The 14,504-nt window shown below is 62.7% G+C and carries 14 protein-coding genes and 1 tRNA gene; 12 read left to right on the top strand and 3 right to left on the bottom strand.

Annotated elements, in window-relative coordinates; all coding sequences use genetic code 11:
* From VGH98_00430 to VGH98_00410, 5 genes are all read left to right on the top strand, one after another.
* Positions 1 to 292 (top strand): hypothetical protein (locus VGH98_00430; protein ID HEY2374412.1); only part of this gene is annotated, 292 nt, incomplete at its 5' end.
* Between the two features lie 16 nt (positions 293 to 308).
* Positions 309 to 1,844, top strand: coding sequence for a glucoamylase family protein (locus VGH98_00425; protein HEY2374411.1), 1,536 nt, complete (start codon positions 309 to 311; stop codon positions 1,842 to 1,844).
* Between the two features lie 1,407 nt (positions 1,845 to 3,251).
* Positions 3,252 to 4,562, top strand: a complete 1,311-nt coding sequence (locus VGH98_00420; GenBank protein ID HEY2374410.1) for a sugar ABC transporter substrate-binding protein — start codon at positions 3,252 to 3,254, stop codon at positions 4,560 to 4,562.
* Complete coding sequence (locus tag VGH98_00415; protein ID HEY2374409.1) at positions 4,559 to 5,449, top strand: sugar ABC transporter permease; 891 nt, start codon at positions 4,559 to 4,561, stop codon at positions 5,447 to 5,449. Before VGH98_00420 ends, VGH98_00415 begins: the two co-directional genes overlap by 4 nt.
* Positions 5,450 to 5,451: 2 nt before the next feature.
* Positions 5,452 to 6,312: a carbohydrate ABC transporter permease gene (locus VGH98_00410; GenBank protein ID HEY2374408.1), complete on the top strand. Its 861-nt coding sequence runs from the start codon at positions 5,452 to 5,454 to the stop codon at positions 6,310 to 6,312.
* Between the two features lie 9 nt (positions 6,313 to 6,321).
* On the opposite strand, the gene VGH98_00405 is transcribed toward VGH98_00410, so the two are convergent.
* Positions 6,322 to 7,668: a GH1 family beta-glucosidase gene (locus VGH98_00405; GenBank protein ID HEY2374407.1), complete on the bottom strand. Its 1,347-nt coding sequence runs from the start codon at positions 7,666 to 7,668 to the stop codon at positions 6,322 to 6,324.
* A gap of 26 nt (positions 7,669 to 7,694) precedes the next feature.
* On the opposite strand from VGH98_00405, the gene ugpC reads away from it, so the two are divergent.
* From ugpC to pth, 5 genes are all read left to right on the top strand, one after another.
* The gene (ugpC, locus tag VGH98_00400; GenBank protein ID HEY2374406.1) at positions 7,695 to 8,792 is read left to right on the top strand and encodes a sn-glycerol-3-phosphate ABC transporter ATP-binding protein UgpC; all 1,098 of its coding nucleotides are present in this window, start codon (positions 7,695 to 7,697) and stop codon (positions 8,790 to 8,792) included.
* Between the two features lie 72 nt (positions 8,793 to 8,864).
* Positions 8,865 to 8,935, top strand: a tRNA-Gln gene (locus tag VGH98_00395).
* 48 nt (positions 8,936 to 8,983) lie between these two features.
* Positions 8,984 to 9,937, top strand: a complete 954-nt coding sequence (locus VGH98_00390) for a ribose-phosphate pyrophosphokinase (GenBank protein ID HEY2374405.1) — start codon at positions 8,984 to 8,986, stop codon at positions 9,935 to 9,937.
* A gap of 284 nt (positions 9,938 to 10,221) precedes the next feature.
* Positions 10,222 to 10,884: a 50S ribosomal protein L25/general stress protein Ctc gene (locus VGH98_00385; protein ID HEY2374404.1), complete on the top strand. Its 663-nt coding sequence runs from the start codon at positions 10,222 to 10,224 to the stop codon at positions 10,882 to 10,884.
* A gap of 68 nt (positions 10,885 to 10,952) precedes the next feature.
* Positions 10,953 to 11,546 carry an aminoacyl-tRNA hydrolase gene (gene pth / locus VGH98_00380; protein ID HEY2374403.1) on the top strand — a complete coding sequence of 198 codons (594 nt, stop codon included), beginning with the start codon at positions 10,953 to 10,955 and terminating at the stop codon, positions 11,544 to 11,546.
* A 161-nt stretch (positions 11,547 to 11,707) separates the two neighbouring features.
* On the opposite strand, the gene VGH98_00375 is transcribed toward pth, so the two are convergent.
* Positions 11,708 to 12,079: a four helix bundle protein gene (locus VGH98_00375; protein ID HEY2374402.1), complete on the bottom strand. Its 372-nt coding sequence runs from the start codon at positions 12,077 to 12,079 to the stop codon at positions 11,708 to 11,710.
* A gap of 87 nt (positions 12,080 to 12,166) precedes the next feature.
* Here VGH98_00375 and ychF point away from each other — a divergent pair, with 87 nt between their 5' ends.
* Positions 12,167 to 13,267 carry a redox-regulated ATPase YchF gene (gene ychF / locus VGH98_00370; GenBank protein ID HEY2374401.1) on the top strand — a complete coding sequence of 367 codons (1,101 nt, stop codon included), beginning with the start codon at positions 12,167 to 12,169 and terminating at the stop codon, positions 13,265 to 13,267.
* 14 nt (positions 13,268 to 13,281) lie between these two features.
* Here the strand turns inward: ychF and VGH98_00365 are convergent, their stop codons facing one another.
* The gene (locus VGH98_00365) at positions 13,282 to 13,698 is read right to left on the bottom strand and encodes a hypothetical protein (protein ID HEY2374400.1); all 417 of its coding nucleotides are present in this window, start codon (positions 13,696 to 13,698) and stop codon (positions 13,282 to 13,284) included.
* Between the two features lie 290 nt (positions 13,699 to 13,988).
* Here VGH98_00365 and VGH98_00360 point away from each other — a divergent pair, with 290 nt between their 5' ends.
* A complete protein-coding gene (locus VGH98_00360) occupies positions 13,989 to 14,381 on the top strand; it encodes a lipocalin family protein (GenBank protein HEY2374399.1) in 393 nt (130 codons plus the stop codon).
* The last annotated feature ends 123 nt before the right edge of the window (positions 14,382 to 14,504 follow it).

The raw sequence follows: 14,504 nt of genomic DNA, 5'->3' as shown, positions 1-14,504 counted from the left end.
CCTCAATCCATATGTACGTGGTGGCTTCACTGTCCCGGGAACGTTCCCGTATCAGAATGTCGACGTCCGCTTCCGAAAGGATTTCCCCAACCTCGGACAGCAGCGCCTCTCGTACGGCGTCACGTTCGATCTGTTCAACGTGTTCAACCGAGCGAACCTCGGTTGCTACGAAACGGGTTCCCCTCTCATCAACCCCGGTGGCGTCGTGAAAAACAATCCGGCGTTTGGTACGGCGGACTGCACGCTCAACGACCCTCGGCGGTACCAGCTCGGCCTGGAGGTGAACTGGTAGAAACGACGATCGGGCGGTGGGCGCAACCCACCGCCCTGCCGTTAGGCAGTATCTGCTGGCGCAGCATCTGCACCACGTGCAGTGGTCCGGCCTCAATCCCCGTTGCGTGACAGGAACCTCGCCACTGCCGAGCTGCGCGCGAGCCGGCTGCATCGCTCTCCTGGCCGTGATCGCTCTCCTTCCCGGCTGCAATAGCCGGGGCACGACGGCGATTGCTGGCCCCGCGCCCGACTTCCGCGCCGATCCCTTCCTCGACACGCTCGAGAACCGAACCTTCAGTTGGTTCTGGGAAACCACGAACCCCACGAACGGACTCATTCCCGATCGCTGGCCGACGCAATCCTTCTCGTCGGTCGCGGCGATCGGGTTCGGCCTAACGGCATACCCGATCGGCGTCGAGCGCGGCTACGTCTCGCGCGCCGACGCCCGCGCGCGCGTCCGCACAACGCTCACCTTCCTCTATCAAGCACCGCAGGGACCGGCAGCCACCGGCGTCACCGGCTACAAAGGCTTCTACTATCACTTTCTCGACATGAACACCGGTCTGCGCTTCCAACAGGTCGAGCTTTCCACCATCGACACGGCTCTGTTGTTAGGCGGTATCTTGGTTTGTCGCGAATATTTCACTGGCAGCGATTCCGACGAGACGGCCATTCGCGCCCTCGCCGATTCCATCTATTCGCGCGTCGACTGGACGTGGGCGTCGCCTAACGCACCACTCGTCAGCATGGGGTGGCACCCGGAGTCCAATTTTATCGCGGCCGATTGGCGCGGGTTCAACGAGGCAATGCTCCTCTATGTCCTCGCGTTAGGCTCACCGACGCATCCGATCGATTCGACGGCGTGGAATCAGTGGACGTCGACGTACCAATGGAACACGTTCTACGGCCAGGCGCACGTCAACTTCGCGCCGCTCTTTGGCCACCAGTATTCACAACTGTTCATCGACTTCCGCGGCATTCAGGACGCGTATATGCGCGCCCGAAATATCGACTACTTCGAGAACTCGCGTCGCGCGACGCTGTCGCAGCGCGCGTATGCGATCGACAATCCGTCGAAGTTTCGCGACTACGGCGCCGACATTTGGGGACTCACGGCCTCGGATGGACCTCTCGATACGACGATGGTCGTCGCCGGCGTCACGCGGCAATTCCACACCTACAACGCGCGTGGCGCGGCCGCCAACGATATTCGCGACGACGGCACCATCGCACCGACCGCCGCCGCCGGCTCGATCGCCTTCGCGCCAGAGATTGTCGTGCCGGCCCTCAAGGCAATGCGCGCCAAATATGGCGATCCGCTATTCGGCCAATACGGATTTCTCGACGCATTCAATCCCACGTACGACAACGCGAGCGTGCGCGTGCAGCAGGGTCGCGTCGTGAACGGCGTCGGCTGGTTCGACACCGACTACCTCGGGATCGACCAGGGCCCGATCGTCGGCATGATCGAGAATTATCGGACCGGCTTGATCTGGAGACTGATGAGGCAGAGTCCCTATATCAGACGCGGGCTCCAGCGGGCCGGATTCACAGGCGCCTGGCTCCAGTAATTCCCCGAAGCGTGAGCACACAACCCAGCGTTCGCTAACGGCCGACGTCAGTGAGCGAAAGCTCATTTACATTCAGCACCGGGAATCGCACAAAACTGACTGTCTCGTCCTTTTGCGCTTGGCACGCGCTGACATACACCGATTCAGGCGCGACATCCATCGACATGTGCGCCACTTCGCCGAGACGACAGCCGATTTCCGTCGGGATCTTCGATTTTACAGAAGTTTGCGGGAGACTTTCATTGCTCGGCGCGGCACAATCACCACGCGAACGCCCACTTTTTACGTCCGTCGCCGACTTTTGGCAATCGTGCCGCGGACAATCGCCACGCGGTCTCATAGAAGCCGTTCGATGGCTCGCAATTGCTCGGACGTAACGCGTACTTAGGCAACGACGGCATCTATTATGACTGGGCGGGGATAGACTCGAGTCGCGTGCTCTTCCACTATCACGAGGGCGTTTAGAGTTAGCCTTTCCTTATACTCGACAAGCACGCAGCGAACGAGGATTAACATCTCGAGGGGTGGCTCTTTCAGATGGCCGACGGCGGCATGCCTCGCGAGCGTGTGACATCTCATCGCGAAGCTCGGCTCTTCACGCAGCGGTCGCGGGCCGGCACGCGCCGAGTACCAGCGATCACACGCGGACTCTTACGCGCGCGGCCGCGCACCCACCGCATCACCGCGCCAACACACTCCGACAGGCAGCGTCCTCGCGCGACAACGTGTCCCGTCCCTTCCGTCAGCCCCGGCTCCTGCGAGAACACGCCTCTTGCCCAGCGCACCACGCTGTGCACATCATTGCAACGCTCCGGCCTTCGAGTGTCCACGACCAGACCCTGGTGAGGTACCACCGTCACTGCTACCGCCACTCACGACGCCTCACCAACCACTTCGCACTCTCCCGCCACTCGGCGGCTTTCCCAGATAGGCACGACCAGTCCCCATCGCTCCACGCGTCTTCCCCTGTCGCACACGAACCGTTCGGAGCCTTACACCCGCAGACCTGAGTGCAACACCTCATTTGCCTCGCTTCATGAGCACCGTACTCGGCGAATCACGCACAGTCCTTCGCGCACGATCACCGTGACTCCACCACCCACCATCCACCCCCCAGACCCGCTACTCGCGTGAAGGAGCGCCAGGAACGTCAAATCCGGACGCTCGCGGACATCGTGAGTTACCTTCGGAGTATTACGTTCACGAACGCGCGGGTGCTGCATCTCAAGGAGTAAGTGCTTGCGCATCACGCCCGCGTTAAGATACTGGCCGGCGAAAACTGGGCCGCCAGGACGGACCCCAAAGTGCGGCGCCGAGGAAACGCCGACTTGCGGCGCGCGAACGCGCGGCGGCGAAGGCACAGCATTGGCGTTGACCGGCGTCCACGGCCCGCGCTGGAGTGACGGCGTGCCATGTTTGTCCGTGTTCCGTCGGCGTTTGTCGGTTTGTGCGATGTTGGTGTTGGCGGGGGCCTGTCGCACGGTTCCCGACAACAGCATCACCCTTCGCTTCTGGGCGATGGGCGCCGAAGGCGAAGTCGTCGCCCGGATGATGCCGGAGTTCGAGCGGGAGAATCCCGGCGTCCACGTGCGCGTCCAGACCATGCCGTGGTCCGCGGCGCACGAGAAGTTGCTCACGTCGTTCGTCGGCGAAGCGACGCCGGACGTCGCACAGCTCGGGAACACGTGGGTGCCCGAGTTTCAGGCGATTCACGCTCTGGAGCCTCTCGAGAGCTACATCGCGCGATCGAACGTCGTTAGGCCCGATGCCTTCTTCCGCGGAATCTGGGACACGAACGTCATCGACGATACGACATTCGGGATTCCATGGTACGTCGACACGCGCGTCATCTTCTATCGCAAGGATCTCCTCGCAAAGGCGGGCTACCCCTCGATTCCTGACACATGGGCGGGATGGCGCTCGGCGATGGAGGCGGTGAAGCGACAACAGGGACTGACTCGTTATGCAATCTTTCTCCCCACGAATGAATGGGCGCAGCCGATGGTCCTCGGCCTCCAAGCTGGGTCGCCGATTCTCAAGGACGGAGGGCGATATGGCGCCTTCAGCGACAGCGCCTTCGCTCGGGCCTTTGATTTTTACCTGAGCCTGTTTCGCGACCATCTCGCTCCGGTGGCCGGGACGAACGACGTCGCGAATGTCTATCAGGAATTCTCGCGCGGAATGTTCGCGATGTGGATCACGGGACCGTGGAACGTCGGCGAGATGCGTAAACGACTGCCCGCGGAGCTTCAGCACGCCTGGGGTACCGCTCCCCTGCCCGGCCCAACTGGCGATGCCTCCGGTGTGTCCCTCGCCGGCGGATCGAGCATCGTCATTTTCCACGCGTCGCCGCACAAGGAGGCGGCGTGGAAGCTCGTCGAATATCTCGCTCGACCGGAACAGCAGCTTCGGTTCTCGCGCCTAACGGGCGACCTCCCCGCGAGCATCGCCGCCTGGCGCGATAGCTCGCTCAGTGGCGACGAGCATTTCCGCGCGTTTTACACCCAGCTCCAGCGCGTGCGCCCGATTCCGAAAGTCGCCGAGGTCGAGATCATCTCGAGCAAGTTGATCGAGGCATCGGAGTCGGTGATTCGCGGCCACGTGCCGCCGCAACGGGCGCTGGCGTCGCTCGACCGCGACGTGGACCAGATCCTCGAGAAGCGTCGCTGGATTCTCGCGCACGAAGCCAAGGCCGTCGCCCGCGAGGCGGCACGGTGAAGCGAGGGCCGGAAGGCGCCCAGGCGCGTGCCGCCTGGTACTTCCTTGCGCCGGCACTCGTTCTCATCGGTCTCTTCTTCTTTCTCCCGGTTGCCGCGTCGCTCCTCCTGAGCGTCACCGACTTTGATATCTACGCGCTCGGGAACGCGTCGCTCGCCCGCTTCGTTGGCCTCGGCAATTACGCGAACCTGATTCACAATCCAACGTTCTGGACCGCGGTCAAGAACACCTTCTACTTCGCGCTCGTCGGCGGCCCGCTCACGGTCGCCGTGTCGTTAGGTGCTGCGCTGCTCGTGAACGCCCGCGCCGTGCGGCTGCGTGGTGTGTTTCGCACGGTCTACTTCACGCCATTCGTGACGACGCTCGTCGCCATCGCCGTGGTGTGGCGGTATCTCTACCACCCGCGGTACGGTTTGCTCAACTACCTGCTCGCCCACGTCGGCATCGGGCCGATCGACTGGCTCGGCGATCCGCGCTGGGCGATGCCGGCGATCATTGTGATGGCCATCTGGAAGAACTTTGGCTATAACATGCTCATCTTCATCGCCGGCCTCCAAAGCATCCCCGAAGAGCTGTACGAAGCGGCGCGTATCGATGGCGCGGGTGCGCTCCGGCGCTTCCGGCACGTGACCATCCCGCAGCTCGCGCCGACGTTCCTCTTCGTCGGCGTCGTCACGATGATCGGCTACTTCCAGCTCTTCGCGGAGCCATACGTCATGACCGGCGGCGGCCCGCTCAGGGCAACGACGAGTCTCGTCCTCTTCATGTACGAAGAGGGGTTTCGGTGGTGGCGGATGGGCGTCGCGGCAGCGATCGCGTTCGTGCTATTTGCCATCATACTGATCTGGACGCTGCTTCAGATGCGCCTCCAACGGGAGCGCGCCTGACGATGACCACGGCCGCCAAGCCGGTCGTCGCTCGGAGCCCCGGCGCGGCAGTACTCGCAAGAGGACTGCTGTATGGCTTGCTCATCGGCGGCGCCATTGTCGCGCTCCTACCGACGTTGTGGATGATTTCCGCCTCGTTCATGGCGACCGGTGAGGCCAACTCGTACCCGCCGCACTTCCTGCCGCACGCTCCGACTCTAGATCACTATCGAACGCTCTTCAGTCGGCTCAGCCTCGGCCGCTATCTCGCCAACAGCACTTTCGTGTCGATCGTCGTGACCGTGCTCTCGCTCGCCGTGAACTCACTCGCCGGATATGCACTCGCGAAACTGCGTTTCAAAGGCCGCGATCGACTCTTTCGTGGCCTGGCATTGGGCCTCGTAATTCCGGTGCAGGTCTCGATGCTCCCGCTGTTCCTCCTGATGAAATCACTGCACCTCGTGAACACGTACTGGGGCGTGATCATTCCGGGCATGGCGAGCATCTTCGGAATCTTCCTCATCCGCCAGTATGCGCTTGCCATTCCGGAGGATCTGCTCGACGCCGCGCGCGTCGACGGCGCGAGTGAGTTGCGGATCTACCGATCGGTGGTGCTGCCGGTGATCACGCCGATTCTCGCGACGCTCGCGATCTGGACCTTCCTCGCGACGTGGAACGACTTCATGTGGCCGTTGATCATCCTCAGCGACGATCGGCGATTCACGTTGCCCGTCGCGCTCGCAGCGCTCTCGGGTGAGCACGTGCAAGACACGGAACTCATGATGGCCGGATCGGTGGTGACGGTCTTGCCGGTGCTATTGGCGTTTCTGATTCTGCAACGCTATTACGTGGCCGGCATCATGATGGGGAGTGTGAAGGAATGAGCAGCCCTGTCAGGCGTCGAGCGCGCCCCCATGCGTCCTGATCACCTCGGAATAGAACCGCGCGCTGGCCTTCGGCGTTCGTTGCTGCGTCGCGTAATCGACGTGCACGATTCCGAAACGCTTCGAGTAGCCGAGGCTCCACTCGTAGTTGTCGAGCAGCGACCAGGCATAGTATCCGCGCAGATCGACGCCCTGGCAGAGTGCTTCGTGAGCAGCGCGAAGGTGCGACCGGTAGTACGCGACGCGGAGTGGGTCCTCGACGCGACCGTCGATCGCCTGCGGCGGATCATAGAACGCAGCGCCATTCTCGGTGACGTACAACGGCATGCGGCCGTACCGCTCGGTCACCCATTTGAGCGTATCCATGAGGCCATCGGCGTAGACCTCCCAATTCGTCGCCGTGTACGCGTGCCGTGGTTGATCGACTCGTCCCGCGCGCACCGGCCACGCAGTGGGATCGTTTCGCGTGACGCTCCGCGTGTAGTAGTTCACGCCGACGAAATCGAGCGGCTGCTGGAGATGCTCGAGCTCCGCGGCCGGATGATCCGGCCACGCCTCGCCGAAGATCTCGCGCAACTCGTTAGGGTAGCCGCCGCGAAAAAGCGGATCGAGATATTGCCGATTCATGTACGCGTCGGCGCGACGCGTCGCCGCGTGATCCTCTTCCCTCTCCGACGCCACGTACTTCGGCTCGAGGTTGACGACGATGCCGATGCGGTGCGTCCCGCTCGCGCGGTATGCTTCCACGGCCGCGGCATGCGCGCGCAGCAGATTGTGCGTCGCGATCGGTACCTCGTAGAGATTGCTGTGCCCCGGTGCGAGGGCGCCACGCAGGTAGCCGCCATCGGTGACGACCCAGGGCTCGTTCAGCGTCGCCCACATTCCCACGCGGTCGTCCAGCGTATCGAACACGACGCGCGCGTATTCGGCGAACCACTGAGCGATGTCGGGATTGAGCCAACCGCCGCGGTCGTCCAGCGCGGCGGGCAGATCCCAGTGATACAGTGTGACGTTAGGCGCGATGCCCGCCGCGAGGAGCTCGTCGACGAGGCGATCGTAGAATCCGATGCCCGCGGAGTTGACGCGCCCTCGTCCCTCGGGCAGCACGCGACCCCAGGAGATGCTGAAGCGATATGCGTTCAGGCCGAGCTTTCGCATCAGCTCGACGTCGTCTGCATAACGATTGTAGTGGTCGCACGCCACGTCGCCGGTCTCGCCATTGGCGGTGCGACCGGCGCTGTGCGAAAAGCGGTGCCAGATACTCGGGCCAGCCCCATCGGCCAGCGGCGACCCTTCGATCTGATACGCCGACGTCGCCGCTCCCCACAGAAAGCCATCTGGAAAACGAATCGTCAAAGCATCTGCCTCATCGAGAGGAGCCGATGGCCCGGGTAACGCTCACGGGAGTGAGAAAGGTATACGAAAACGGCTTCGTCGCCGTGCACGGTGTCGACCTCGTCGTCGAAGATGGCGAGTTCGTCGTCCTCGTGGGGCCATCCGGTTCGGGCAAGAGCACGACACTGCGCATCATCGCCGGACTGGAATCGCTCACGGACGGTCAGCTCACCATCGGTGGACGCGTCGTCAACGACGTGCCGCCCAACGAGCGCGACATCGCGATGGTCTTTCAGAGCTACGCGCTGTATCCGCACATGTCGGTGTATGAGAACATGGCGTTCGCGCTGCATCTGCGGAAACTGCCGCGCCCCGAGATCGAGACTCGCGTTCGCGAAGCCGCGAATATCCTCGGCATTACCGCCGTCCTCGACCGTCGTCCCCGGCAACTGTCGGGTGGACAAAGGCAACGCGTTGCGATCGGACGCGCGATCGTGCGACAGCCGCGCGTTTTCCTCTTCGACGAGCCACTCTCGAATCTCGACGCGAAGCTCCGCGTGCAGATGCGTCGCGAGATCGCGCGGATTCGGCGCGATCTCAAGGCGACGGTCGTATACGTCACGCACGACCAGGTCGAGGCGATGACGCTCGGTGACCGCATCGTCGTGATGAACGAGGGACGCGTCGAGCAGATCGGCTCGCCGCTCGAGCTTTACGATCACCCGCAGACTCTCTTTGTCGCGACCTTCATCGGAAGCCCTGCCATGAACCTGTTCGACGGCGCGGCGGAGTTCGACGGAACACCGCGTTTCGTAGCCGCGGACGACGAGGCATTTTCGATTCCTCTCGCCCCCAGCCAAACCGAGCGGTTGGCGGCAATGACACCGGAGCGACTCGTCGCCGGCATCCGCCCTGAAGACTTGCGCGTAGCCTCGTCCGCGAGCTCCAGATCGGCGATCCAGGCGGTCGTGGACGCGAGTGAGCCGTTGGGCAACGAGGTTCTTCTCTATCTGCGTGTGGGCGGGCAGGACGTCACGGCGCGTGCGGCGCCCCAGGCGCTTGCACGGCCGGGAGATCGGCTCTCGCTCACGATCGATCCGGCGAGGGTGCATTACTTCGATCGCGCGAGCGGTCAAAGTATTTGACCCAGCTTCTGCCATCGGTTTATTTCAACTGCTCCGGACGTCCTTCGTCGCTGGCGCTTCTCAGGACAAGTCTGCCCCGTCGTCCAATGGCAGGACATGCGGCTTTGGACCGCAGAATCGTGGTTCGAATCCACGCGGGGCAATTCGCTGCTCGCTGACGCTCGCTCCTCACTGCCACGTACACTGCGTCAATGGACGGACTCGCAGTACCTAGTCACGGCCTGAAGCTGCTGTCTGGCTCGGCCAATCGCGCGCTCACCGAGACTATCGCCGATCACCTCGGCGTCGATGTCGGCCGAGTGAGCCTTGGGCGGTTTGCCGACGGCGAGATTTCCGTCCGCATCGACGAGAACGTGCGCGGGCTCGACGTGTTCATCGTCCAGCCGACGAACCCGCCGGCCGAGAACGTTCTCGAGCTGCTGCTTCTGATCGACGCCGCACGACGCGCCTCGGCGGCGCGCATCACCTGCGTCATGCCGTACTACGGCTACGCCCGACAGGACCGTAAGGATCAACCACGGGTACCGATCGGCGCAAAGTTGTTGGCGAACATGATCGTCTCCGCGGGCGCGGATCGCGTCCTCGGAGTCGATTTTCACCAGCACCAGCTACAGGGCTTCTTCGACATCCCCGTCGACCATCTGTATGCGATGCCGGTGTTCGTGAATCACTATCGTCGCAAGCAGCTCACGAATCCCGTCGTCGTCGCCCCCGACGTGGGTTCGGCGAAGATGGCGCGCGGGTTCGCGAAGCGGCTCAATGCGTCGCTTGCGATTATCGACAAGCGGCGTCCCGCCCCGAACGTGTCGGAGGTGGTGAACGTCGTCGGTGAAGTCGAGGGAATGGATTGCATTCTCGTCGACGACATGATCGACACCGCGGGCACAGTGTCCGAGGCGTCGAGCGCGCTCAAGAACCTCGGCGCGCGCGACATTTATTGTTGCGCGACGCACGCGCTTTTGTCGGGCCCGGCCACCAAGCGCTTATGCGAGTCGGCGATCGCGGAGGTCGCGGTCACCGATACGATTGCGATCCCACCGGAGCGATGCTTTTCGACGTTACGCGTGCTTTCAGTCGGGGAACTGTTGTCGAAGGCGATCCGCTTCACGCACAGCGAGCAGTCGGTGAGTAGCTTGTTCGATTAGTTTTGATGGTGGTGAATGGTGAATGGTGGTTGGTGGTTGGTGAATGGTGGTTGGTGAATGGTGGTTGGCGAACTGCATCAACAACCAACAACCAGCCGCCAACGACCAAGAACCAGCCACTAACGACCAACAACCAGCCACCAACAACCAACAACGCTGATGTTCGCCGCGGTGACTCGTGCGCGGCCCGGTATGGTAGGAAGGATGCAGCCTTCCGAGAGTAGCAGCCGTTCATCAGCCGATCGCTGCTTGACGAGTCGGTTTTAAACTTTGGTAATTCAGCAATGGCAACAGCAAATCTCAATGCCAACGTCCGAAGCGACCGCGGCACCGGCGTCGCGCGGAAACTGCGGCAGAGCGGACAGGTACCGGCGATCATCTACGGCCACAGCCGGCAGCCGCAGTCACTGGCGATCAACACGCGTGACCTCGAGAAGCTGCTCGAGCGAGTCGCCGCCGCGAGCACAGTGATCGAGCTTTCGATCGATGGCCGATCGGCGCGCACGCTCATCCGTGAGATCCAGCGCCACCCCGTAAAGCGGTCAATCCTGCACGTCGATTTCCAGGAGCTGGTCGCGGGCGAGAAAGTGACGGTGAGCATCCCGCTCGTTTTCACTGGCTCGGCCGAGGGCGTACGCGAGGGCGGCATTCTCGATCAGGTCATGCACGAGCTGCGCATTCACGTCGATCCAGCGAGCATTCCGAATCACGTCGACGTCGATGTCACGCCGCTCGCGATCGGGCACTCGATTCACGTTCGCGAGCTGAACATTCCAGCGGGCGTCGACGTGCTGGACGAGGGGGACGCGACCGTGTGTACGGTGTCGGCGCCACGCGCGGCGGAGACGCCGGCTGCTGGTGTTGCAGTGGTCCCCGAGGCAGCCGTTGAGCCGGAGCTCATCCGCAAGCCGAAGGAAGGCGAGGAGGAGGGCGGCGAAGAGGCGTAAGGCTCTTCGCTATGCTCCGCGCGCTCGCTCGTCTTTTTGCACGCCAGAACACAGGAGACCCGGGCCCGATGAAAGTGATCGTCGGTCTCGGCAATCCAGGGAAGGAGTACGAGCGCACGCGACATAACGTCGGCTGGTGGGTGCTCGACCACCTGGCCGACGTTTGGCGTTTCGAGGGGTGGCGCCGAGACGGCGACGCCCGTGTCGCGAGTGGACAGGTCGGCGCTGCGAGCGTGCGCCTGGTGAAACCGCAGACGTACATGAATCTGAGCGGCGCGGTGCTGAGGCCATACCTGCGTCGTGCGGGGTGGTCGCCGCAGCACGATCTGCTCGTGATCCTCGACGAAGCGGCATTGTCGTTAGGTACGATCCGGTTTCGAGCGCGTGGCAGCTCGGCGGGTCACAACGGGTTGAAGAGCATCGAGGGGGCGTTGGGCCATCAGGACTACGCGCGGCTGCGGATCGGAATTGCTCCTCCGCCTGGGCGGCATCGTGGGAACCTGGCGGATTATGTGTTGAGTGAATTTGGAAAGTCGGATGCGAAGGTGGTCGAGGAGCTGATGCCGACGTTCGTCGAGGCAATGGAGACATGGATCAGGGATGGGATCGAGCCGGTGATGAATCGATTCAACCGCAAAGCTCGTGGCGAAGAGGCGCCCTAGGCGGAGATCTGGGCGCCGGGTGGGAGATCGCGACCTCTAGCCGTCAGTGCGACAGTAGGTCAGTACGGCGTAACGAGTAGCCCAGCCCGCAAGCGGCGAGATACGAGAAGATCCTCGGCGAGTACGCAATACTCGCTACTGGCGTACTGTCGCACTGAGGGCTAGCGGTCGCCGCCGTGTTGGCGGCGAACTTCCCCAGCAAGAGACCAAAGCATCCGGCGAATCTCGTCGATCCGTCCTTCAAATTCCTCATACTTTCGGTGCGACAAGAACCCCTGGTCCCTAGCTCTGAGTAACTGCCCCAACGTCTCGTTCGCGGACGCCGCGGACATGTCGGCGTATCTCGCAAGCTCTAGCGGTGACTTCTTGCCACATCCTTCTGCAATCGTGTCAGCAATCGATCCGGCACCCCTGAGTGTTTTACCGCGCAATCCGGGAAAATTCCACCTTGGCCCCTTGTCGATCTCACGCTTCAGATCGATCGCAAGGCGGTGGGCCTTTTGCCACACCTTAAGCTTGGTGAAGTCTTGCATCGCCACCCCTTCGTAGGCGGCGGCATTTTGAGGCCATTTCCACCGTCCATCGCACTCGTTTCGTCGCAACTCGCCTCATAGTTCCGCATGCTCAAACTCGGAATCGTCGGCCTTCCGAACGTCGGTAAGTCAACGCTCTTCAACGCGCTCACCGCCGCCGGCGCGGAAGCGGCGAACTATCCCTTTTGCACCGTCGAGCCTAACGTGGGCATGGTCGAGGTGCCCGACGAGCGGCTTCACAGGCTCGCCGACATTGTACAACCCAAGAAGGTGGTGCCCGCAGTCGTGCAGTTCGTCGACATTGCTGGACTCGTGAAGGGTGCGGCGGAAGGCGAAGGGCTCGGCAACAAGTTCCTCGCCAACATTCGCGAGACCGACGCGATCGTGCACGTCGTTCGTTGTTTCGAGGACGCTGACGTCGCGCACGTCATGGGACCGGTCGACCCGGCGCGGGATCGCGAGGTCATCGAGTTCGAGCTCGCGCTCGCCGATCTGTCGGTCGTCGAGAAGCGGCTCGATCGGACGCAGCGCGCGGCGAAAACGGGCGACAAGGACGCGAAGGCAGAGCTCGCGGTGCTCGAGCTCGCGTTGGGAGTTCTGCGCGAAGGACGCGGGCTCTGGGAGGCGCGTCTCTCATCCGGGCAGTTGGCCGCACTGCAGCCGTTGTCGCTGCTCACAACGAAGCCGGTACTCTACGCGGCCAATGTCACCGATCACGAGCTCGCGGGCGACGAAGGGCCGCATCTGCGGCGGTTGCGCGAGGCGGTGGCGGCGAGCGGTGAGCACGCCGAGATCGTTCCCTTCTCCGCCAAGATCGAAGCGGAGCTCGCCGAGCTGGCGCCCGACGAGCGCAAGGAGTTTCTCGCGTCGTTAGGCATCGACTCGGCCGGGCTCGATCGACTCATCCACGCGGGCTATCACCTGCTCGGCCTGCAGACGTATTTCACGGCCGGCGAGCAAGAGGTGCGCGCGTGGACCATTCATCTCGGCGACACCGCACCCGTCGCGGCCGGCGCGATTCACACGGACTTCGAGCGTGGCTTTATCCGCGCCGAAACGGTCGCCTATCCAGACTTCGTCGCCAATGGCGGATGGAAAGGCGCGCGCGAGAAAGGTGTCGCGCGCGCCGAAGGCAAGGAGTATGTCGTTGCCGATGGAGATGTGATGCTGTTCCGCTTCAATGTTTGAGCGTTAGACTTCACTCATCTCCCATCCCGGTTCCACCGCCCGTCGCGATTGCCGTTCGTCGAGCGCGAGCGCGACGCCGAGTCGTGGTCGCCGACGCGCGACGGAATGCCGGCTGCCCCATAGGCGCCATACCCGTTCGTGGACCGCTGGCCATACTGCCCGTACTGGTCGCGGCTGTCGTTGCGCCCGTTGCGATCATCGTCATCGCGGTCGCGATCCCGACGCGCCTTGTCGTCGTCATGATGCCGCTTCCGCGACGTCGTCGAGTACTGCCCTGGGTACGTCGGATACTGCGATGGATATGCGTAGCCGCCCTGCACGCGAGCCGGCACGTCCGTCGTCTTCGGATAGAACGCCTGCGCCTGGGCGCGACCAGCCATGCCAAGTGTCGCCACAGCGCCAATTGCGGCTACGACCAAGAACTTTCTCATCTCTTCCTCCTCATCGTGTCGTGCGACCAGCCGTCGAACGCAACGGCTTCACATCGTGAGACGCCGCGACGCATCAAAAGATCCGGCCCCATGCACCAGTTGCAGCCCCACGTCACGAATCGCTCATCCATGATCTGAGTTGTGGACGGGCCGGTGATCCACGTCGAGGACACGCTCCAGCACGCTCTGCGTCCCTCGGCTACGCTCGACGCCGCAACGCAGCGGTACGGTTCCTGACTAATGAACAGCTTCGATAGAGCAGTTCGCATCAACCTCAGCAGGAACCCTCTATGCGAAAGTTTGTTCTCTTGGCGGCTGGGCTCGTGGCGCTTGCCGCGTGCAACAACGACTCGACGTCGCCTAACGGCAACGTCACCGGTACATATTCGCTGCGCACCGTGAACGGCAATCCGTTGCCCTACACGTTCTCGGATGGGTCCGTGCTGGTGAGCGACCGCCTGAGCCTGAACGGAGACGGGACCTATGTCGACATCGCGACGTTCTCGAACGCGGGCAGCGCCACCGAGCAGGGTCTCTGGTCGGTCAACAACAACCTCATCACGTTCAACGATCAGACCGATGCCTTCAATTACAACGGCTCACTGAGCGGCAACGTGCTCACCGAATCGTTTCCGAGCTCGCAATCCGGCGGCAGTGTCACCGAGGTGTATCAGAAGGACTGAGCAGAGGGTAGAGGGTAGAGCGTAGAGAGCAGAGGGTAGAGAGCAGAGAGTTGAGAGAAGAGAGTTGAGAGTAGAAGGGCCTCTACCCCTCTACCCTCTACCCTCTACCCTCTACCCTCTAGC

The sequence above is a fragment of the Gemmatimonadaceae bacterium genome (assembly GCA_036496605.1).
GTDB lineage: Bacteria > Gemmatimonadota > Gemmatimonadetes > Gemmatimonadales > Gemmatimonadaceae > AG2.
This window is presented reverse-complemented; position numbering and strand designations above follow the sequence as displayed.